The sequence below is a fragment of the Pleomorphomonas oryzae DSM 16300 genome, from assembly GCF_000422965.1.
Lineage (GTDB): Bacteria > Pseudomonadota > Alphaproteobacteria > Rhizobiales > Pleomorphomonadaceae > Pleomorphomonas > Pleomorphomonas oryzae.
Genome location: NZ_AUHB01000011.1, coordinates 21,774 through 41,180, shown reverse-complemented (window position 1 = coordinate 41,180; position 19,407 = coordinate 21,774). Strand labels below are relative to the sequence as shown.

At 63.8% G+C, this 19,407-nt stretch carries 17 protein-coding genes; 8 read left to right on the top strand and 9 right to left on the bottom strand.

The window, feature by feature from the left end; all coding sequences use genetic code 11:
• Nucleotides 1-72: 72 nt before the first annotated feature.
• The 3 genes from G522_RS0117565 to G522_RS0117555 form a co-directional block, all read right to left on the bottom strand.
• Nucleotides 73-639 (bottom strand): DUF1097 domain-containing protein, encoded by a 567-nt coding sequence (locus tag G522_RS0117565; protein ID WP_026792168.1) that lies wholly within the window; start codon nucleotides 637-639, stop codon nucleotides 73-75.
• Nucleotides 640-791: 152 nt separating this feature from the next.
• The gene (locus tag G522_RS0117560) at nucleotides 792-1,625 is read right to left on the bottom strand and encodes a phosphoenolpyruvate hydrolase family protein (RefSeq protein ID WP_026792167.1); all 834 of its coding nucleotides are present in this window, start codon (nucleotides 1,623-1,625) and stop codon (nucleotides 792-794) included.
• Between the two features lie 16 nt (nucleotides 1,626-1,641).
• Nucleotides 1,642-2,856: a Tm-1-like ATP-binding domain-containing protein gene (locus G522_RS0117555; RefSeq protein ID WP_026792166.1), complete on the bottom strand. Its 1,215-nt coding sequence runs from the start codon at nucleotides 2,854-2,856 to the stop codon at nucleotides 1,642-1,644.
• Between the two features lie 222 nt (nucleotides 2,857-3,078).
• On the opposite strand from G522_RS0117555, the gene G522_RS0117550 reads away from it, so the two are divergent.
• Nucleotides 3,079-3,750: a phosphoenolpyruvate hydrolase family protein gene (locus G522_RS0117550; protein WP_026792165.1), complete on the top strand. Its 672-nt coding sequence runs from the start codon at nucleotides 3,079-3,081 to the stop codon at nucleotides 3,748-3,750.
• A 6-nt stretch (nucleotides 3,751-3,756) separates the two neighbouring features.
• Here the strand turns inward: G522_RS0117550 and G522_RS0117545 are convergent, their stop codons facing one another.
• Both G522_RS0117545 and G522_RS0117540 read right to left on the bottom strand, forming a co-directional pair.
• Nucleotides 3,757-5,718: a phosphoenolpyruvate hydrolase family protein gene (locus G522_RS0117545; RefSeq protein ID WP_169453548.1), complete on the bottom strand. Its 1,962-nt coding sequence runs from the start codon at nucleotides 5,716-5,718 to the stop codon at nucleotides 3,757-3,759.
• A 236-nt stretch (nucleotides 5,719-5,954) separates the two neighbouring features.
• Nucleotides 5,955-6,956, bottom strand: a complete 1,002-nt coding sequence (locus G522_RS0117540; RefSeq protein WP_026792163.1) for an NAD(P)H-binding protein — start codon at nucleotides 6,954-6,956, stop codon at nucleotides 5,955-5,957.
• Nucleotides 6,957-7,047: 91 nt separating this feature from the next.
• Here G522_RS0117540 and G522_RS0117535 point away from each other — a divergent pair, with 91 nt between their 5' ends.
• The gene (locus tag G522_RS0117535) at nucleotides 7,048-7,938 is read left to right on the top strand and encodes a LysR family transcriptional regulator (protein WP_026792162.1); all 891 of its coding nucleotides are present in this window, start codon (nucleotides 7,048-7,050) and stop codon (nucleotides 7,936-7,938) included.
• A 60-nt stretch (nucleotides 7,939-7,998) separates the two neighbouring features.
• On the opposite strand, the gene G522_RS0117530 is transcribed toward G522_RS0117535, so the two are convergent.
• On the bottom strand, nucleotides 7,999-8,763 hold the full coding sequence (locus tag G522_RS0117530) for an AAA family ATPase (RefSeq protein ID WP_036839869.1): 765 nt from the start codon (nucleotides 8,761-8,763) through the stop codon (nucleotides 7,999-8,001).
• A gap of 182 nt (nucleotides 8,764-8,945) precedes the next feature.
• Here G522_RS0117530 and G522_RS0117525 point away from each other — a divergent pair, with 182 nt between their 5' ends.
• Both G522_RS0117525 and G522_RS0117520 read left to right on the top strand, forming a co-directional pair.
• Nucleotides 8,946-9,419: a nuclear transport factor 2 family protein gene (locus G522_RS0117525; protein WP_026792160.1), complete on the top strand. Its 474-nt coding sequence runs from the start codon at nucleotides 8,946-8,948 to the stop codon at nucleotides 9,417-9,419.
• Between the two features lie 2 nt (nucleotides 9,420-9,421).
• Nucleotides 9,422-9,997 carry a TetR/AcrR family transcriptional regulator gene (locus G522_RS0117520; RefSeq protein WP_026792159.1) on the top strand — a complete coding sequence of 192 codons (576 nt, stop codon included), beginning with the start codon at nucleotides 9,422-9,424 and terminating at the stop codon, nucleotides 9,995-9,997.
• A gap of 52 nt (nucleotides 9,998-10,049) precedes the next feature.
• Here G522_RS0117520 and G522_RS27410 read toward each other — a convergent pair whose 3' ends face one another.
• Together G522_RS27410 and rpoD are read right to left on the bottom strand one after the other, a co-directional pair.
• A complete protein-coding gene (locus G522_RS27410; RefSeq protein ID WP_051228749.1) occupies nucleotides 10,050-12,635 on the bottom strand; it encodes an EAL domain-containing protein in 2,586 nt (861 codons plus the stop codon).
• A 305-nt stretch (nucleotides 12,636-12,940) separates the two neighbouring features.
• Entirely contained in the window at nucleotides 12,941-14,974 is a 2,034-nt protein-coding gene (gene rpoD / locus G522_RS0117510; protein ID WP_026792158.1) for an RNA polymerase sigma factor RpoD, read from the bottom strand.
• A gap of 472 nt (nucleotides 14,975-15,446) precedes the next feature.
• Between rpoD and G522_RS0117505 the strand changes: the two genes are divergently transcribed.
• Nucleotides 15,447-15,740 carry a type II toxin-antitoxin system ParD family antitoxin gene (locus tag G522_RS0117505; RefSeq protein ID WP_026792157.1) on the top strand — a complete coding sequence of 98 codons (294 nt, stop codon included), beginning with the start codon at nucleotides 15,447-15,449 and terminating at the stop codon, nucleotides 15,738-15,740.
• Complete coding sequence (locus tag G522_RS0117500; protein ID WP_026792156.1) at nucleotides 15,737-16,039, top strand: type II toxin-antitoxin system RelE/ParE family toxin; 303 nt, start codon at nucleotides 15,737-15,739, stop codon at nucleotides 16,037-16,039. Before G522_RS0117505 ends, G522_RS0117500 begins: the two co-directional genes overlap by 4 nt.
• Before the next feature lie 14 nt (nucleotides 16,040-16,053).
• Here the strand turns inward: G522_RS0117500 and dnaG are convergent, their stop codons facing one another.
• A complete protein-coding gene (gene dnaG / locus G522_RS0117495; protein WP_036839929.1) occupies nucleotides 16,054-18,072 on the bottom strand; it encodes a DNA primase in 2,019 nt (672 codons plus the stop codon).
• Between the two features lie 359 nt (nucleotides 18,073-18,431).
• Here dnaG and G522_RS29115 point away from each other — a divergent pair, with 359 nt between their 5' ends.
• Nucleotides 18,432-18,815: a hypothetical protein gene (locus G522_RS29115; protein ID WP_051228747.1), complete on the top strand. Its 384-nt coding sequence runs from the start codon at nucleotides 18,432-18,434 to the stop codon at nucleotides 18,813-18,815.
• Nucleotides 18,816-18,829: 14 nt separating this feature from the next.
• Nucleotides 18,830-19,375 carry a glutathione peroxidase gene (locus tag G522_RS0117485; protein ID WP_026792154.1) on the top strand — a complete coding sequence of 182 codons (546 nt, stop codon included), beginning with the start codon at nucleotides 18,830-18,832 and terminating at the stop codon, nucleotides 19,373-19,375.
• The last annotated feature ends 32 nt before the right edge of the window (nucleotides 19,376-19,407 follow it).

The following is a 19,407-nucleotide window of genomic DNA, read 5'->3' as shown; positions in this document are numbered from 1 at the left end:
GACGCCACAGACGATCGACTTCATGAGGTCCGGATCACCTTCGGACGGATTGCTGGCTCAACGCCGTAGCGTCTACCGCTTGGCGGGAAACTGCAGCAGCACGGTGATGACGCCGAGCAGGATGCCGAAGGCGGCCATCGCGGTCGCCCAGATGGCGGCGGTGATCGGCATCAGACTGGCCGGCCCCAACTGCGGGTAGGAGCTGGTGAAAAAGACGGCCAGTCCCATCGAGATGCCGTTGAAGAACGGCAGGCTGCCATCGATGAAATGATGCGACCATTTCATCGAATAGACCATGAAGGCGATGACGATGAACAGCGACACCGCCGTGGGAATATCACCAGGCGTCACCATGGTCGGCAGGAAGCCAAAGATCGGAATGATCGCCAGCGAAAGACCGGTCAGCACGGCCGCGTAGCCGAAGCTGATGAGGATCGTTGGGATGGCCCTTGGCTTGGCGCCGAGCGCGAAATACTCTGCCCAGGCGATGAACGCGCACCAGAGCGTGAAGTTGTATTTTCCGAACCAGAGGCCGAAGGGCAGCGATATCACCACCGTGATGGCCACTGCCAGCCAGAGCGGAACCCGGTTGATCACCACCGGCCCAGGTGTCTCGACGGCGGCTGCGTTGTTGCTCATTGTGTTTCCTCCCGTTTTTTTCCCAGATATGCTGAAAACCTCCCGCCGCGGGTGAGCCGCCTTGCTTCAACCCTCCGTGCGGCCAGCTCCTTCCGCCCGGCCGGAAACGGCCGGGCGGAAGCAGGCAAATCCCGCGGCAAGGCGACCCGGCGTCAGCTGCGACGGATCGTCTTGAAGCGCTTGGTCTGGTCGGTGAGGGCCCGTTCGGTCGGCAGGCGCTCCATGCTCGAAGCGCCATAGAAGCCGTGGCAGTTCGGGCAGTTCTTCAGGATGTAGTTGGCGTCGTCCGGCTCGGAGATCGGCCCGCCATGGCAGAGAACGATCACGTCCTTGCGGACCTTGAGCGCCGCTTCCGTCCACTCGTTGATCAGCTTGGGGCAGTCCTCGAGCTTGCGCGACGTCTTGGAACCGATGGCGCCGCCGGTCGTCAGGCCCATGTGACAGACGATGATGTCGGCACCGGCCTTGGCCATCGCTTGCGCCTGTTCCGGATCGAACACATACGGCGTGGTCAGCATGTCGAGCTCATGCGCCTTGGCGATCATGTCGACCTCCAGGCCATAGCCCATGCCGGTCTCCTCGAGGTTGGCCCGGAAGACGCCGTCGATCAGGCCGACGGTCGGGAAGTTCTGCACGCCCGAGAAGCCGAGGTCACCGAGCTTGCGCAGGAAGGGCTCCAGCAGCATGAACGGATCGGTGCCGTTGACGCCGGCCAGCACTGGCGTGTGCTTGACCACCGGCAACACTTCGGACGCCATCTCCACGACGATGTCGTTGGCGTTGCCATAGGCCATCAGACCGGCCAGAGATCCACGACCCGCCATGCGATAGCGGCCGGAATTGTAGATGACGATCAGATCGATACCGCCGGCTTCCTCGCACTTGGCCGACAACCCCGTCCCCGCGCCACCGCCGACGATCGGATCGTGGGCGGCGATCATCTTGCGGTATTTGTCGAGCAGGGCCGCACGGGTGAATTTGGGCATGATGAAGTCTCCTTGATCAGACTATTTCGAGGAAGTTGGCGACCAGCGCCTGAATGAAACCGGCATCGTTGATGTGTTCGGGACGGCGGATGAGGCGACGGTTCGCCGTCGGAACGACGGTCCGCTCCAGCGCGTCGAACAGCGCCTTGTCCGCCTCGGGGTCGTAGAAGGGCTGTCCGGGCCGGTCGATCATCGAGACGCCGCCTTCCGGAATCAGCAGGCGCACCGGCCCCTCCATCCGGTTCAGCCGCTCGCCGATCCACACACCCATGCGGGCGTTTTCCTCGGCCGTGGTGCGCATCAGCGTGACTTGCGGGTTGTGCGGGTAGAAGCGGCGGCCCTTGTAGTGGGCGGGGACCGTTTCCGGCGCGCCGAAGTTCACCATGTCCAGCGCGCCGCAGGACACCACGTAGGGCAGTTTGGTGCGGATGATCGAGCCGAAACGATCCTCGGTGCAGGCGAGAACACCGCCCATCAGGAAGTCGCACACCTCGGTGGTCGAGATGTCGATCACACCGGCGAACATCCTGGAGTCCGAGAGCTTCTCCATCGATTGACCGCCGGTGCCGGTGGCATGGAAGACCAGGCAGTCATACCGATCGGACAAGGCGGCGGTGACGCCCTGGACGCACGGCGTGGTGACGCCGAACATCGTCAGACCGATGGCCGGCTTGCCGGCGGCGCTGGGCTTGCGATGGTGGACGATCATGCCGGCAAGCGCATTGGCGGCGTTGGACAGAACCTGCTCGGAGATGCGGTTGATGCCCGAGACGTCGGTCACCGAATACATCATGCAGATGTCGGACGGACCGACATAGGGGCGGACATCGCCCGACGCCATGGTGGACACCATCACCTTGGGAACGCCGACGGCGAGATCGCGCATGGCCGGCGTCACCAGAGCCGTGCCGCCGGAGCCGCCCGCTGAAATCAACCCGCCGAGATCGGCGCGCGACGTGACGAAGCGGCGGAACGCCAGCGTCATCGCCGCGATGGCCGATCCACGATCGCCGGTGAACACGGCGGCGGCCCCATCGGGATGATGTCCGGCAACCGTCGCGGCCGAAATGTCGGCCGAAGACGCCGCGCCGGTCGTGCCGAGATCCACGGTGACGGCGCGAACGCCGGCGGCCCGCAAGCAATCGGCGATGAAAGTGAGCTCCGGCCCCTTGGTGTCGAAGGTCCCCGCGACGTAAGCTACGCCCGGGCCAGCATCGGATGACGATGGCATCTACATTTCCTCCCGAAATGAGGCGGACTTTCCTCCCCGCCCTGACTAAAAAGAACGCAAGTGCCGTGCCATGAGGCAGACCCGCAAATATCAGGCGATTTTCCCACAGCCGATGGGTAAAGAGGAAAGAGCTACTCAAATGTACCCATTTTTACCCAATCGTTAACGCGGCCTTAACCAACCGACCGGGCGTCGGCGATCTGGAAATCAGGAGGGGGAGTCGTGTTGAAAAGCGGAGAAATCGTCGATCGGGTCACCCGGCGTTCGGGCGGATTTCAGATCGTCTGCCCTCACTTCGCCGGGCTCGGTGTGGACGAGGCCGATATGGTCGGTTGCCTGCCGATCGGCGACGCCAACGGCGCGATGCTGGCAGCGGCCGGCACGCTCGGCGATGACGACAAGATCTTTGCCGGTATTCTTGCCGCCGATCCGTTTCGGCCAGCACCGATGCTTGTCGGCCTGCTTCAGGACGCGGGCGTCCGCGCGGTGGTCAACCTTCCGACGGTTGCCCGGATCACCGACGGTCTCGCGGAGGCCTTGAGCCATGCCGGCGTCGACTATGCGAGCGAACTGGCAACACTGGCGCGCGCGGCGGAGCTCGGTCTGAACGTTCTGGCCGTGGTGGCAACCGGTGCGCAGGCCCGTCAGGCGATCGCGGCGGGCCTACGCCAACTGCTCGTCTATCCGGCACCCGTCGAGGCTGATCCTGCGAGCCGGAACCATGCCGCCACGATCGCCCTGGACACCGCACAGGCCATCCGCGAAGCCGCGCCGGACGCAACCGTCCTGGCGTTTCGCCACCCGAGCTACGGCCCCCTTCTGGCCCCGCTGATCGCCGCCAGCGATGGCGTCGTCGAGTGGGCGGTCAGCGGCCGCGAGAAATCCGCAGGCTAAGGGCGATCACTCGATCCCGTATTGCCGGATCTTGTTGTAGAGGGTCTTGCGCGACAGGCCGAGATCCTGCGCGGCGGCGCCACGCCGGAAGCGATTGCGGCGGAGCGCCTCGAGGATCCACTCCCGTTCGGTCTCGACGGTGACCAGGGAAGACTTCCCCAGACCGTCGTTGACCAGCGCCACCGCTTGAGGCTTGGCCACCACGAGACCATCGGCCTTCTTGCCAAGCAAAGGCACCAGATCGGCGGCGCCGATCACCTCGCCGTCCGTCAGGATCGCCGCCTGTTGCACCACATTGCGCAATTCGCGGACGTTGCCGGGCCAGGAATGACCGATCAGCAACTGATAGGCGATGTTGTCGATGACCTTGGGGGTTGCGCTATGGCGGGAGGCGAAATCCGACAGGAATTTCTGCGCCAACAGCGGAATGTCGTCGATCCGCTCGGAGAGGGCGGGAACGCGGACGTCCAGCTGGCTCAGGCGAAAGAACAGATCCTCGCGGAAGCGGCCGTCGGCGCTCATCGCCCTGAGATCGCGATGCGTGGCGCAGAGCACCCGGACGTTCAGGCGATGCGGCTGGTTGCTGCCGAGCCGCTCGACCACGCCGCTTTCAAGAATGCGCAGCAGTTTGCCTTGCAGCGACAGATCGAGATCGCCGATCTCATCCAGGAACAGCGTTCCGTCATTGGCCTCCTCGAAGCGGCCGACGCGCGACCGGTTGGCGCCGGTAAAGGCGCCCCGCTCGAACCCGAACAACTCGCTTTCCATGAGGTCGCGCGGGATGGCGGCGCAGTTGACCGCGACGAACGGACAATCGCGCCGCCGACTGCCCCGGTGAAGCGCCTGCGCCACCAGTTCCTTGCCGGTGCCGCTGGCGCCTTGGATCAGCACCGTCAGGTCGCTGTCGGCGAGGCGCTCGATCATGCGAACCAGCTGGGTCATGGCCGCCGAACGTCCGAACAGGCCGAACCGGCGCCCGTCGCCCAGCATCTCATTTTTCAGCGCCTCGACCTTGCGCGTCAGACCGGCGACCGCCTTGAACGCCGTGGCGGCATCGGACACCGCCGTTTCCAGCGGAATGCGATCGAGCGTGGAGCTGGCAATGTAGCCATCAGCATTGCTAGCCTGGCAAACCTCGGCCGCCGCCTGGGGCGTGACGATCGGCCCTCCCTCGACAAAACACAGCGTCTTCGGACTGAGCCGCCGCACCTGCCGGAAAGCCGCCTTTGCCTCGGCGGCCGCGCCGGCAGTATCCTGCGTGGCCGGCTCTCCGGCAAAGCCACCAGCCGTCCAGCCGAAGTTGACGCAGATGAGCCGACTGCCCGCCGTCGCCATGTCGGTCGCCTGTTGGGGCGTCCGAACGTAGGCGGCAGCGATGAGACCGGCGTCCTTCGCCGCTGAGATCAGCTCGACCTCGCGCTGCCAGCCAAGGCCGGCCCGGGCCATCCGAGCCCGCGCTTCGTCGTCGAGCAGAATGACGCTGGGGAAGTTGATGACGCCATCGAACCCCCACGACGCAATTTGCCGGACAAGCGCCGGAATATCGGTGCGTGGATCGAGGGTGGAAGCGCCGAACAGCACGGGGACATCGACACGGCCCAGTATTTCGGCCCTGGCGAAATCCGCCACGAAGGCGTTGGTTTCATGGATGGGAAGCATTGAGACGACCGATGGCGCCCCCATGACCCGAACCCGTCCGGCACTCAGCGCCAGGATGAAATCGGCACCGCCGCGCACCGCCGAACGTGCCACCAGACCGGCCCCGATCGCCGCCCCGATGGCAAACCGTCCGGACGAGCCGATCAGGGGACGCTGCCGCATGAGCGGCTTCGGCGAGGACGCCACAGCCTCGTCCCGTACTCTGCCAGCCTCGTTCGAGCGCTTCATCATGGCCAACCCTTCGCGCCAAGAGAGCGACGCGACCGCCGCTTCCAGGGCCTCCCCCATCGCGACCCATTCTTCCGTCATGGCGTTTTGTTTGTCCATCCGACGGCAGGATAGCATCTGCCGCTCCAGGCACCGCCGGCGTCGAGACCGATATCGACCGCTCGCCCCTTTCGGCCTGAGATCCTTCGCCTTCGCGAAGGAAGACAATCTATATATATGTTTTTATTTATATAATCCTGTCGTCCTTCGCGAAGGCGAAGGATCTCAGGCAGGATAAAGTGGGAGGCCGATATAGGTCTCCCCCTCTAGGCTCTCGCTCAAACCCTCGATAGCTTGGCACCCTTCGCCACCTGCTCCGAAGCCCCACCCTCAAGACATCCCGTTGCCTTCAGCGTCGCTCGCACCGCTTCCTCGAGTGGGGTGTGCGGCTCGGAACCCAGCGTTGCCACCAGCTTGGCATTGTCGAGCCGTACCGGCACCTTCCAGAGATAGCGCATCTCCATGACTTCCTTGAGGAACGGCACGAAGGGCGAGGCAAGGCGCATGATCAGCCAGGGCATGCCCTTCACGGACATGAACGGCTCGTCGAGGGCGCGGCGGATCGCTCCGATCATCGCGGTGCCGTCCGGGTCCCAATGGCCGCCCAGGTTGAAGGTCGCGAAATCGTCGAGGCCTTGGTGCTCCACCAATTGCAAGACGGTCTTGGCCATGTTTGGCAGATAAGCCCATTGATGGCCGACGCCGCGCTTGCCGGGGTAGGTGATCGCCTTGGGGCGGTTGCCGGCCTTCACCAGCCCCTGGCTGAACCAGCTGTTGGCCGCCGTCGGGCCGAAGAAGTCGCCGGCGCGGACGATCAGCACCGTGGCCTTGCCGCGCGCTGCCGCCTCTTTTAGCCGCCGCTCCATCTCGCCACGGATCTTGCCCTTGCGGGTCAGCGGATTTTGCGGCGCGTCCTCGGTGATCACCGGCAGGGCGTCGGGGCCGAAATTATAGACGGTGCCGGGCAGCACGATCCGGGCGCCATTCGCCTCGGCGGCGGCGATGGAGTTGTCGAGCATCGGCAGCACCACCTTGTCCCAGTCGCGATAACCGGGAGGGTTCACCGCATGAACGATCAGCGCGGCGCCCTTGGCTGCGGCCATCACGTCGGCCGCCACCATGGCGTCACCCTTGATCCACTGGAAGCGGCCATCCTTGCCGGCCCTGTCAGGATTGCGGTTGAGCGCCCGCACCTGCCAGCCGCCGGAGGCCAGTTGAGAGGCGAGTTCGCCGCCGATACCGCCGGTGGCGCCGAGAACGAGAGCTATCTTGCTGGTCATCTTGCATCTCCATTTGCTGATGAAATGAAGATGGCCCTATCGAAGCATAAACGAAATTGCCTGAAACCGTGCATATGCTATACGAAAATATATGAGCCAGGAACCGAGCTGGGATCTCTACCGCACCTTCAACGCCGTACTCAGCGAGGGCTCGCTGTCCGGCGCGGCGCGGGCACTCGGCCTGACGCAGCCGAGCATTGCCCGCCATATCGACGCGCTTGAAGAGGCGGTGGGCGCGCCACTGTTCCTGCGCACGTCGCGCGGCCTGTCGCCCACCGACGCGGCGCTGGAGCTCAGACCCTTCGCCGAACTGATGGCCTCCACGTCTGCCGCCCTCCTGCGCACCGCCGAGGGCCGCAGCGGCGAGGTGGACGGCACCGTCCGCATCAGCGCCAGCGAAGTGGTCGGCATCATCCACCTGCCAGCCATCCTGACGCGCCTCCGCCAGCGCTACCCACGGCTGACCATCGAACTGTCGCTCTCCAACGCCGTCGACGACCTCCTGAAGCGCCAGGCCGACATCGCCATCCGCATGGTCCGCCCCGAACAGCAGACACTGATTGCCAAGCGCGTCGGCAGCTTTCCGGTGGGCCTGCACGCCCACAGAGACTATCTCGCCCGGCGTGGCACGCCCAAGAGCATGGACGATCTCAAGCATCACGACATCATCGGCTATGACGCGGAGACGCCGGCCATCCGCGCCTTCGCCGAGCGCCATCCCGGCCTCGACCGGGCCAGCTTCGCGCTGCGCGTCGACAGCAACATCGCCCACCTCACGGCCATCCGCGCCGGCTTCGGCATCGGCATCTGCCAGACCATCATCGCTGACGCCGAACCCGACCTTCAGCGCGTCCTGCCCGACGCCTTCCACGAAGACCTGGAGACCTGGGTGGTGATGCACGAGGACCTCAGCGGCAACACCCGCTGCCGTGCAGTGTTCGACGCGCTGGTCACCGAGCTGACCGCGCTGGTGCGGCGCTAGCATCCGCCCGAAAAGTTGCAGACTTTTCGGACAAGCGGATGCGGCCTAACGCCCTAGCCCTCACGCCTCGTCCTCGAACAGCGCCTCGTGGAATTTCTCGGGGTTGGCGAGAAAGCGGCCGTAGAGCTTCCAGTGCTCGCTGGCCTTGAAGGAGATCTCCCGGAGTTCACCGGTGTTCTCGAAGGAGAACAGCTCGCCGAATGGATAGCTCATCAGGATCGGCGAGTGCGTCGCCATGATGATCTGGCACTGCCCCGAAAGTTCCATCCGTCTCAGGATGGTGAGGAAGGTCATCTGCCGCGACGGGGACAGCGCCGCCTCCGGCTCGTCGAAGATGTAGACGCCACGACCGCCCAGTCGCTTGGAGAACAGCGCCAGGAACGCCTCGCCGTGCGATTGCTGGTGCGGTGAGCCGCCACCGCTCAGACTGTAGCCGTCCGCGCCCCGGCCGCCATAGGCGTCATCGATATAGTTGGCGAAGGCGAAGAAGCTCTCGGCCCGGAAGAAGAAACCCGTCGTCACCCGTGGCAGCCAGGAGAAGCGCATGCGGTCGAGCACCGGATCGACGTCGCTTCGGCCGTGGGTCTGATGATCGCGGTTACCTCCCTCGGCGTTGAAGCCGCAATGGAGCGCAATCGCCTCCAGCAGCGTCGATTTTCCCGCGCCGTTCTCGCCGACGAAGATCGATACCGGCTTCAGGAACTGCATGTCGAAATCGCGCGAGAACAGCGGAACGGAGAACGGGTAGTCGTCGCTCTCCTCGCCCTTGCGAAACGACAGCGATTTCAGGAACGGCGCACGGGATGATCTTGCAGGCGTCTTCAAGTCCGGCCTCCCCAGGTCTCAGCCCATCCTTATCCCCGTTTCGGGCGGCAGTGCGGCCGATCGGGTATCGACGCCCTTGCCCGTCATCTTCGCGACTAGGGATGGTGATGGATTGACAGGCCCACCCCTCTATTGTACCGATCGTTCCATAGTTTACCAATAGGTACATAACGAGGTATCCCATGACCGAGCAACGCCTGCCCCTGCCGCCCTTCACCGAGGAAACGGCCATCCTCAAGGTGCGCGCCGCCGAGGACGGTTGGAACAGCTGTGATCCCAAGCGGGTATCGCTCGCCTACACGCCGGACAGCCGCTGGCGGAACCGCGCCGAATTCATTAGCGGGCGTGATGAGATCGTCGCCTTCCTCACCCGCAAGTGGACGCGGGAATTGGACTACCGACTGATCAAGGAGCTGTGGGCCACCGCGGAAAACCGCATCGCCGTCCGCTTCGCCTATGAATACCGCGACGATTCCGGCCACTGGTTCCGCGCATATGGCAATGAAAACTGGGAATTCGACGACAACGGCTTGATGGCTAGGCGCTATGCCTGCATCAACGACCTGCCGATCCGGGAATCGGACCGCAAGTTCTTCTGGGACCGGTCGGCGCCCCGCCCGGCCGACCATCCCGGCCTTACCGAACTTGGGCTGTAGACATGGCAAAGACCATCGCCGAACGCGCCGATGTCGTACCCCTGCTGGCGGAAGTCTTCCGCGAGTATGGCTTCGATGGTGCCAGCCTCTCGGTGATCGGCGAGAGGACCGGCCTCGGCAAGGGCAGCCTCTATCACTTCTTCCCCGGCGGCAAGGAGGAGATGGCGGCCGCCGTGCTGCAGGAGATCGACCGGTGGTTTGAGGCTGAGATCTACAAGCCGCTGCGCGAGGCCACCGACCCGCGCGCCGCCATCGACGGCATGCTCCGCGCGGTCGACGACTATTTCCGCTCTGGCCGCCGCATCTGCCTGGTCGGCGCCTTCGCCCTCGACAATGTCCGCGACCGCTTCGCCGCAGCGGTGAAAGGCTACTTCGCCGAATGGCGATCGGCGCTGGCCTCGGCGCTGGAAAGAGCTGGCTGCAGCCCCGATCTCGCCCACGCCTTGGCCGAGGAAACAGTCGTCGCCATACAAGGCGCCCTGGTGCTCGCGCGAGCCTTGGACGACACGGCGGTTTTTGCCCGAAGTATCGAGGCCACACGAGCGAAACTTGCCGCGGCAATAGACCATAAGCATTGAAGCGGCCCGGATGCCGGAGCTTGCGCAGCGCCCTGGCCTCGATAGGGAGTGTTCAGTCTACGCCCAAGGAAGCAGCCGGCGCGACGCAGTGTTGTCGCCAGGACTGCGCGTCAATGAAGTTGATGAGTTCGTTGGCGGGCATGGGAAGCGCCAATCCGAAACCTTGCAGAAGGTCGCACTTCAGCACGTGCAGCCAATGAGCGTGTTCCTTGGTTTCGACGCCTTCGCCGACCACCGTCACCCCCAGCGAATGCCCCATCTCGATGATGGCGCCGATCAGCGACCGCCGCTCGGCCGAGGTCGGAATGGTACTGACAAGCTGGCGATCGATCTTTATGACGTCCGGCCTCAAATGCAGCAGGCTGGTGATCGACGCGTGACCACTGCCGAAGTCGTCGATCTCGATCCCGATCCCGGCCTTGCGGATATGGGCGATATTGACGGCAACCTGATCCTCCAGCTCGTCAAGGAAGATCGATTCCAGAAGTTCGAACGAGAGCGGGCAACGCTCGGCCGGCAAGGCCGCCAGGATTTCCGCCAGGTGCGGATCGCGCAGTCGGCCGGCCGAAACATTGACCGAGTATTTGGGGATGTGGATGCCGGACTGTTCGAGCAACTGGCAATCGGCGATCGCCTTCTTGAGAATGACGCCGTCGATCTCGCCCAGAATGCCGAGCTCATCGGCGATGGTGACGAATTTGTCGGGCGTCAGGATGCCCCGCTCGGGGTGGTACCAGCGCGCCAGAGCCTCGACTCCGGTAATGTCGAGCGACCCGGCGCGGAACTGAAGCTGGTAATGGGGCTTGAACTCGTCGCGTTCGAGGCCGCGCAGGATGTCGTCGGAGATGTGCTTGGTCAGGATCATGCGGTCGTGCGATTCGCGCCGGAAATACTCCCAGCGGTTCTTGCCCCCGCTCTTGGCGCAGTAGAGACCGATGTCGGCGTTGAGCAACAACTGCTGCGGCTCGATGTCCTTGCCGACGCCAATGGCGATGCCGATGCTGGCGCCGAAGCGGCAGTCGTGCCCCCGCACGGTCACCGGCCGGCGCAGGATCTCGACGAGCCGCGTTGCCATCGCTTCGAGCGATGGGTAATCGCCGTCGAACAGCCGGACCATGACGAATTCATCGCCACCGATGCGGAAGACCTGGCCGTCGCCTCCCGCCTCGCCTTGCAACAGGCGACCGACGTGCTGGAGCACGGCGTCGCCGACGCTGTGGCCGAAGGTGTCGTTGATCTGCTTGAAGCGGTCGAGGTCGATATGCAGGATGGCGAGGCCGTGTTCACAGTCAAAACCTTGGGCAGCCAACTCCGACATGCGGTGGTCGAGAAAGCGCCGGTTCGGCAGCTCGGTGAGCGGGTCGAGCATGGCAATGCGTTCGATCTCGGCCTTGGCAATCTCGAGCTCACGGTTGCGGGCCTCGGCCAGTGTCTTGGCCCGTTCGAGGTCGAGGCGCAGCAGGATATCCTCGGTCTCGTCCCAGTTGATGCCGATCATTCGCTTGCTGCCGTCGACGTCGATGAAGGGCAGCGTGCGCGTCCGAATATGGCGAACGCAGCCGTCGGGCCGGATGATGCGGAACTGGTTGTCGTAGGGTGTGAGCTTGGTGATGTGCTCGTCGACGGCCCTGAGAACGCGATCGCGATCATCGGGGTACAGCAAGCTCTCCCATAGGCCGCCAAATTCGATCCGCTGGTCGCTGGCGACGCCGTAGATCGCCCGCGTCGGCGCGTCCCAGTAGGTGTATCCGGTGCTGAAATCGGCATCGAAGACGCCGACCCGCAACGCTTCCATGGCCAGTTGCAGGCGGTTGGTCGCCAGCGAGAGCTGTTCTTCAGCCAGCTTGCGTTCCGTGATGTCGATATCGGAGCCGATGATGCGGACAACCTTGCCGTCGACCCTCTGCGCGCACGAGCCGCGACACTCGATCCAGATCCAGCGGCCGTCGCTATGCTTGTAGCGATACTCGTATCGGCATTCCTTGAAATCGGGAAGCCGCTGGCGGGCGAACTCTTCCATCACATGCTTGCGGTCGCTCGGATGGATGAACTCCAGGATCTCATCATGTCTGGCCGGAGCCGGATCGCCCCGCTTCAGCCCCCTGATCTGGTACCACATGTCGGAGAAGGTACTGACGCGTGAAACCAAATCGGCATCCCAGATGCCGATCTTGGCCGCGCCCATCGCTTCGTTCCAGCTTTGGGCAAGATCGGCCAAGCCTTGGGCACGCGTCGTGAGGTCGTCGATCTCGCACAGCTGAGCGGCAATGCACACCTGATCTGATGGCGCACCGATCCGGCGGGGAACATAGAAGACAACGCGGAACCAGCGGGAGTGGCAGCCGGGCAGGCACAGGCAAAGGTCCATCTGCCGCGTGTTCTGGGGATTGGCACGAAGGTCAGTAAAGGTGGCGGAAAGCGCAACGTGTGCCTCGACGGCTACGAGGCTGTCCAGACGACAACCGATCACCGTTGCCGCGACAACACCAAAGGTCCGTGCGAAGATGTCATTGACGTCGAGTATCAGGCCAGCCTCATCCAGGCAGACCGCAGGGAATGCCGGTGAATAAAACCATCCGTCGGAACCGGGTGATAATCCACCGCTCAGGCTGGAACGTTCATCAGAGGCGGATTTCACCGGTATCCTCGACCATCGGCTTTAGATAGGCCAACAGTGTCCCCATTACATGAACATGGAGTAAACTGTCAGCTCCAAAAGAAAAACTCGAGAGTATGTAGGTTAGTCGGCACCTAACCATGCGTTCAGCAAACATGCCGCACAATATGCAGAAAATTGAATGCATAAACAACTACGATCATAACGGCTATTTTGAACCCGGTAGTCGGGATGAACCAACAGGGACAACTCCGAAAACTGGACTTTACAAACAAAAACGGCGGGCCTTTCGACCCGCCGTCCTGTTCTTTCCGCCTGCCGTATCCTCAGTTGTCGAGGAAGCTGCGGAGCTTGCGGCTGCGGCTCGGGTGCTTGAGCTTCCTGAGCGCCTTCGCCTCGATCTGACGGATACGTTCGCGTGTCACCGAGAACTGCTGGCCGACTTCTTCCAGCGTGTGGTCGGTGTTCATGCCGATGCCGAAGCGCATGCGCAGCACGCGTTCCTCGCGCGGCGTCAGCGAGGCGAGCACGCGCGTGGTGGTCTCGCGCAGGTTCGACTGGATGGCCGCGTCGATCGGCAGGATGGCGTTCTTGTCCTCGATGAAGTCGCCGAGATGGCTGTCTTCCTCGTCGCCGATCGGCGTTTCGAGGCTGATCGGCTCCTTGGCGATCTTCAGCACCTTGCGCACCTTCTCGAGCGGCATCGCCAGCTTCTCGGCCAGCTCTTCCGGCGTCGGCTCGCGGCCGATCTCGTGCAGCATCTGGCGCGACGTGCGGACGATCTTGTTGATCGTCTCGATCATGTGCACCGGAATGCGGATGGTGCGGGCCTGGTCGGCGATCGAGCGGGTGATCGCCTGCCGGATCCACCAAGTGGCGTAGGTCGAGAACTTGTAACCCCGCCGGTACTCGAACTTGTCGACCGCCTTCATCAGGCCGATGTTGCCTTCCTGGATCAGGTCGAGGAACTGCAGGCCGCGGTTGGTGTACTTCTTGGCGATGGAGATGACGAGGCGCAGGTTGGCCTCCACCATTTCCTTCTTGGCGATGCGCGCTTCCTTCTCGCCCTTCTGGACGAGATGGACGATGCGGCGGAACTCGTTGGGCTCGAGGCCGGTCTCCGACGATAGCGTCTGGATGGTCTGACGCAGCTCGCGGATGTCTTCCTTTTCCTTGGCGACGAATTCCTTCCAGCCCTTGGAGGCCAGCGAGGCGACGCGACGGATCCAGTTGGGATCGAGCTCGGAGGCCTGGTACTGGCGCAGGAAGTCCTCGCGGCCGACGCCATAGCTTTCGGCGAGGCGGAGGAGCTTGCCCTCGTAGCCCATCAGCTTCTTGTTGATGTCGTAGAGCTGCTCGACCAGCGCCTCGATACGCGCCGCGTTGAGGGAGAGCGACTTGACGTCTTCCTGGATCTCTTCCTCGAGCTTCTTGTAGCGGCGCTCCTGCGACGGGCTGAGCGTGGTGTTCTTGAGGCGGTTCTCGACGTGCTGCTCCTGCAGCCGGCGCAGCTTCTTGAAGTTCTCGGCGATGCGGTCGAAGGTTTCGAGAACCTTCGGCTTCAGCTCGGCTTCCATCGCCGACAGCGACACGTTGTTCTCGAGGTCGTCTTCGTCGGTCATCTCGCCTTCGGGCAGCTCGCCCTCGGGCCGTTCCTCGCCGTCTTCGCCACGCGGGGCGGCCGGACGCTCGGATGGCTCGGCGCCTTCTTCCACCGCCTCTTCGCCGCCTTCGGCTTCGAACGGCAGCGCGCCAGCCTTGCCGTCCGGTCCGGCATAGGTGGCTTCGAGGTCGATGATGTCGCGCAGGAGGATCTTGCCCTCGTTGAGCTCGTCACGCCAGAAGATGATGGCCTGGAAGGTCAGCGGGCTCTCGCAGAGACCGGCGATCATCGCCTCGCGGCCGGCCTCGATGCGCTTGGCGATGGCGATCTCGCCCTCGCGGGAGAGCAACTCCACCGAGCCCATCTCGCGCAGATACATGCGCACGGGATCGTCGGTGCGATCGGTCGGCTCGCGGGTGGTCGTGGTCTTGGCGACGGCGGTGCCGGTGGGCTCGCCCACTTCGCCATCTTCCTCGGACGGGCTGTCGTCGACGGCCGGGGCCTCTTCGGCCTCCTCGGAATCGACCACGTTGATGCCCATGTCGGAGAGCATGGCGTAGATGTCTTCGATCTGGTCGGACGAGTTCTGGTCCGACGGCAGCACTTCATTCAGTTCGTCATAGGTGACATAGCCGCGCTTCTTGGCGAGCTTGATCATCCGCTTGACGGCGGCATCGCTGAGGTCGAGAAGCGGACCGTCCGGCCCTTCGCCAGCGGTATCCTGGACTTCGTCGTTTTCGGTGGCCTTGGTTGCCATTGTCATCTCCGCCGTCCGCCGGGCGCCGGGCGCCTTGCGTCTATGCTCGCTCAACTCGCCACGAGACAAAAAGGTCCCGTTACGCAGCTCCGCGCTACCAATAAGGATGAGGCCTTAAGCCCAACTTAACCCTGACGCTCCTGAAAACCCACGGCATCGCTGAGACCATAGCCAAACAGGCGGGCCGTTGCCGACCCGCCGATAATCCCCGGAAAGGCTTATTTAGCGGCGCAAATGGATTCCGCAAGGGTGATTCGTTCGGGAATCTTGTGATTCGGAACGATTCGGGTGCCGCCGGGGTGATTCGGCGAGTTTAGATCTGGCTTTTAGGGCACTCCAGGGGCTGACAGCGGGCACGCCCGAGCGTGCTCCGAGTGGCGCCGCTACGCCTGCGCGACCAACGATCACAGTCTACAGCATTAGGATTTAATCGTGCTGCATGGTAAAAGGGTAGCCAAACAAGGACGTCCCCATGCGAACCACCCAATCACTCAGTATCACCCTGCCGCACGACATGGCCGATATGGTGCGAGCCAAGGTCAGCTCCGGCGAATATGCCACGGAAAGCGAGGTCATTCGGGATGGACTGCGCGTTCTCGCCGCCAGGGACTCCGCCGTTGAAAAATGGCTACGCGAGGAAGTCGCCGCGACATTTGACGCCGTGAAAGCCGATCCCGCGGGAAAGACGGAAAGCGCTACCGAGACGTGGCGCCAGCTTCAGGCGCACATGGATTCCAGGAGCACCAAAGCGGCCTCCGGTACATGATTTACACCGTCGTGTTTGCGGTCGAAGCACGGCAAGATTTTGCTGCGCTTTACGACTATATCCTACCCCGGGGTGGGGAGCGAGTTGCCAGGGATTACGTCGCCAAAATCTATGGCTATTGCCTGGGCTTCGAGACATTCCCTGAACGCGGAACACTGCGGGACGATATCCGGCCCGGCCTTCGGCTCGTCGGATTTCGCCGCAGGGCCACTATCGCCTTCACTGTTTCCGATCGCACCGTCACCATCCTAAGGATGTTCTATGCGGGGCAAGACATCGATCTGGAAAGCGACCAATAACGCTATCAGACCGCTCACTTCCACAGCGTCGATTGTGACGAGCCGCCGCCCGTGGTCGCGTCGCGGATGGCTTTGGCTTCCTCGGCCAGCTCCTGCTCGCGACGGAACAGCTCCTCGCGGCGGCGGTTGAGGTCGCGCGTCAGCTCGTAGATGTAGGCGGTGAAATTTTCATCGGTCTCTGCCGTCACCGTCTTCATGTCGCGCTCGATGTCGGCGGCGAGCGCCCTGAGGCACAGCCGCTCGACCAGCAGGTCGAAGCAGGTCTCGACGAAGCTCTCCGGCGGATGGAACCGCAGGATCGGCAGCCGTTCCCGGAGCTTGTGGCCCCGGCCGATGCTGACGCCATCGTCTCGCTTCATCTCGTCGCCGTGCACCTCGTTGAGCACGAAATAGAAGCGGGCATCGAGCCCCTCGTAGAAATCGCTGACCGACTCCGCGTCGAAGTCGACGGCGATGCGATAGAGCGCCTGCTTGAAATCCTCCAGCGCCGCCACGTGGAAATCCAGCCGGGCGAGCCGCTCCATGTTGGCCTCATAGAGGTCGGGATATTCGACGGCGAGGCCGAGCAGGACACGCTCGATATTGGCGAGATCCGGCTCGCTGGGCGCCCGCATCTCGGCGGCGATGGCCAGCCCCTGCCCCTCGCGGCGCTCGCCGCCCCGGAAGTCGCCGCGGCCTTCGCCCCGAAACTCGCCTCTTCCCTTGCCCCGATAGTCACCGCGCCCGTCACCCCGGCCGCGCTGGTCGTGGCTCCAGAACAGCTCGGACATGTTGACGCGCAGCGCCAGACGGTAACGCCGCGCCACCCGTTCGTCCTTGATCTGGCGAACCAGTTCGTCGATGCGCGCTTCCAGCGCCGCCTTGCGCTCGGGCGTATCGACGCGGGCGTCGGCCGCCTCACGGTCCCACAGCACTTCCGACAAGGGCCGTGCCTTGGCAACTTCGGCAAGAAAGGCGTCGGCGCCGCCGGCCCGCACGATATCGTCCGGGTCCTGGCCGCCCGGCAGGAAGCAGAAGTTGAAGGAATAGCCGCTCTTCAACGCCGGCAGAATGCGGTCGATCGCCCGGTGGGCGGCCGACACGCCGGCCTTGTCGCCGTCAAAGCAGATCACCGGCTCGGCGGCGAACCGCCACAGGCGGGCGATGTGGTCCTCGGTGAAGGCCGTCCCCAGGGCAGCGGTGACGTTGCGGATGCCGGCCTGATAGACCGAGATCGCGTCCATATAGCCCTCGGTGACGATGATCGTCCCCGACTTGTGCGCCGCCTCGCGTGCCCGGTGGACGTTGAACAGCATCGTCCCCTTGTGGAAGAGCGGCGTCTCCGGTGAGTTGAGGTATTTCGGCTGCCCCTCCGGGTCGAGCGTGCGGCCACCGAAGGCGACGACGCGGCCGCGCTCGTCGTGGATGGGGATCATCAGCCGGCCACGGAAGCGATCGTAGGCGGGGCGGCCGTCCTCCGGCTTGATCAACAGGCCGGCGGCAACGCCCGTCTCTTCCTTGACGTCGTTCTGGATCAGGTGGCGCTTCAGCGCGTCCCGCTCATCGGGCGCATAGCCGAAGCGGAACTCGATGGAGGTCTTCTCGAGAATGCCGCGCTTCAGCATGTAGTCGCGCGCCGGCTTGCCCTCGGGCGAGCGCAGCTTCTGCTCGAAGAACTTGGCGGCGATCTCGCAGGCGCCGGCCAGATCGACCCGCACCGCCTCGCGCTCGCGGTCGCGCGGATCGGGTTTCGGCAGCGTCACGCCCGCTTCCTCGGCCAACCGCTCGACGGCCTCGGGGAAGGTCAGCCCTTCCGTTTCGGTCAGGAACTTGAAGTGGTCGCCGGTCGCCCCGCAGCCGAAGCAATGGTAGATGCCGCGCCGATCGTCGCAATGGAAGGACGACGTCTTCTCTTTATGGAACGGGCAGCAGGCCCAGAAATCGCCGCGCGCCGGCTGGCTCTTGCGCTTGTCATAGGTGACGCGCCGCCCCACCACCTGGCTGATCGGCAGCCGGGCCCGGATCTGGTCGAGAAGGGACGGTTCAAAGCGCATGGCCGTCATATAGTCAGAGCGGACTATCGATGGAAAGCTCGACGAGCGGACGTATGTCCCTCGCACGCGTAACATCTATATAGGCCGCTCACCTTATCCGGCCTGAGGTCCTGCGCCTGCGCGCAGGATGACAGGAGATTTGTATAATAAAACAATATGATAGATTGTCTTCCTTCGCGCAGGCGAAGGACCTCAGGCAGAACGGAGCAAACGGCAGATATATCGGCTGCAGTGCCTCCATCCTTCGCCCTCTCGGTCACGGCATCTTGCGAAGACGGCGGCATCCTGAACAGATAACACCAGATTTCAGGTGGACCGATTCCGCCGATCCGTTTGAACCATCGTCCTGGGGAGCTCCGATGTACCCTGCCCTCTTCGAAATTCATCGCGGCCTCGCCATCATCGGCTGCATCACCACCGTGGCCTGGGCGATCGCCGCCCTGTGGCCGGCGCTCCGCCATCAGCCGGCGCAGCGCCGCATCTGGAAGCCGCTCTATAGCGCCGCGGCGGCCACCGTCGGCCTTGCCGGCATCTTCGGCCTGATCCTCGCCTGGATGGGCGGCTGGATCACCTTCTTCTTCCCCTGGATCGGCTTTGTCGGCGTCTGGCTGCACGGCATGGCCGGCGTGCGCGGCCGCCGGGCCATGGCGGCCGGCGCCACCGGCACGCTTGCCGCCTGCCTGTTCATCCAGGTGGCGATCCTGATTGGCCTCTATGGCCTGATGACCGTGAAACCCTTCTGAACTGGAACCATCCCATGACCGCTGCTCTGTTTGATATTCCGCTCGCCACGCTCGACGGCCTGCCCACCACGCTGAAGCCCTGGCTCGGCAAGGTGCTGCTCGTCGTCAACACCGCCTCCAAGTGCGGCCTGACACCGCAATACGAGGTGCTGGTCAGCCTCTACAAGCGTTTCAAGGATCGCGGCTTCGAGGTGCTGGGTTTCCCGGCCAATGATTTCAAGGGACAGGAGCCGGGCACCAACGAGGAGATCGCCACCTTCTGCTCGACCACCTTCGGCGTCGATTTCCCGATGTTCGCCAAGATCGCCGTCACCGGCCCGGACAAGCACCCGCTCTACAAGGCGCTGACCGCTGAGAAGCCCGAGGCGCGCGCCCTGCCCGGCGCCGATTTCCGCGCCCGCCTGCGCGGCCACGGCATCACGCCCAACGAGGCGCCGGAAGTGCTCTGGAACTTCGAAAAGTTCCTGATCGGCCGCGACGGCAAGGTCATCGACCGCTTCTCCCCCGACACCGCCCCCGACGCCGACATCATCGTCGCGGCGATCGAAAAGGCGCTGTAAACGCGGCCTCAAATCGGTCCTCGATCATGTTC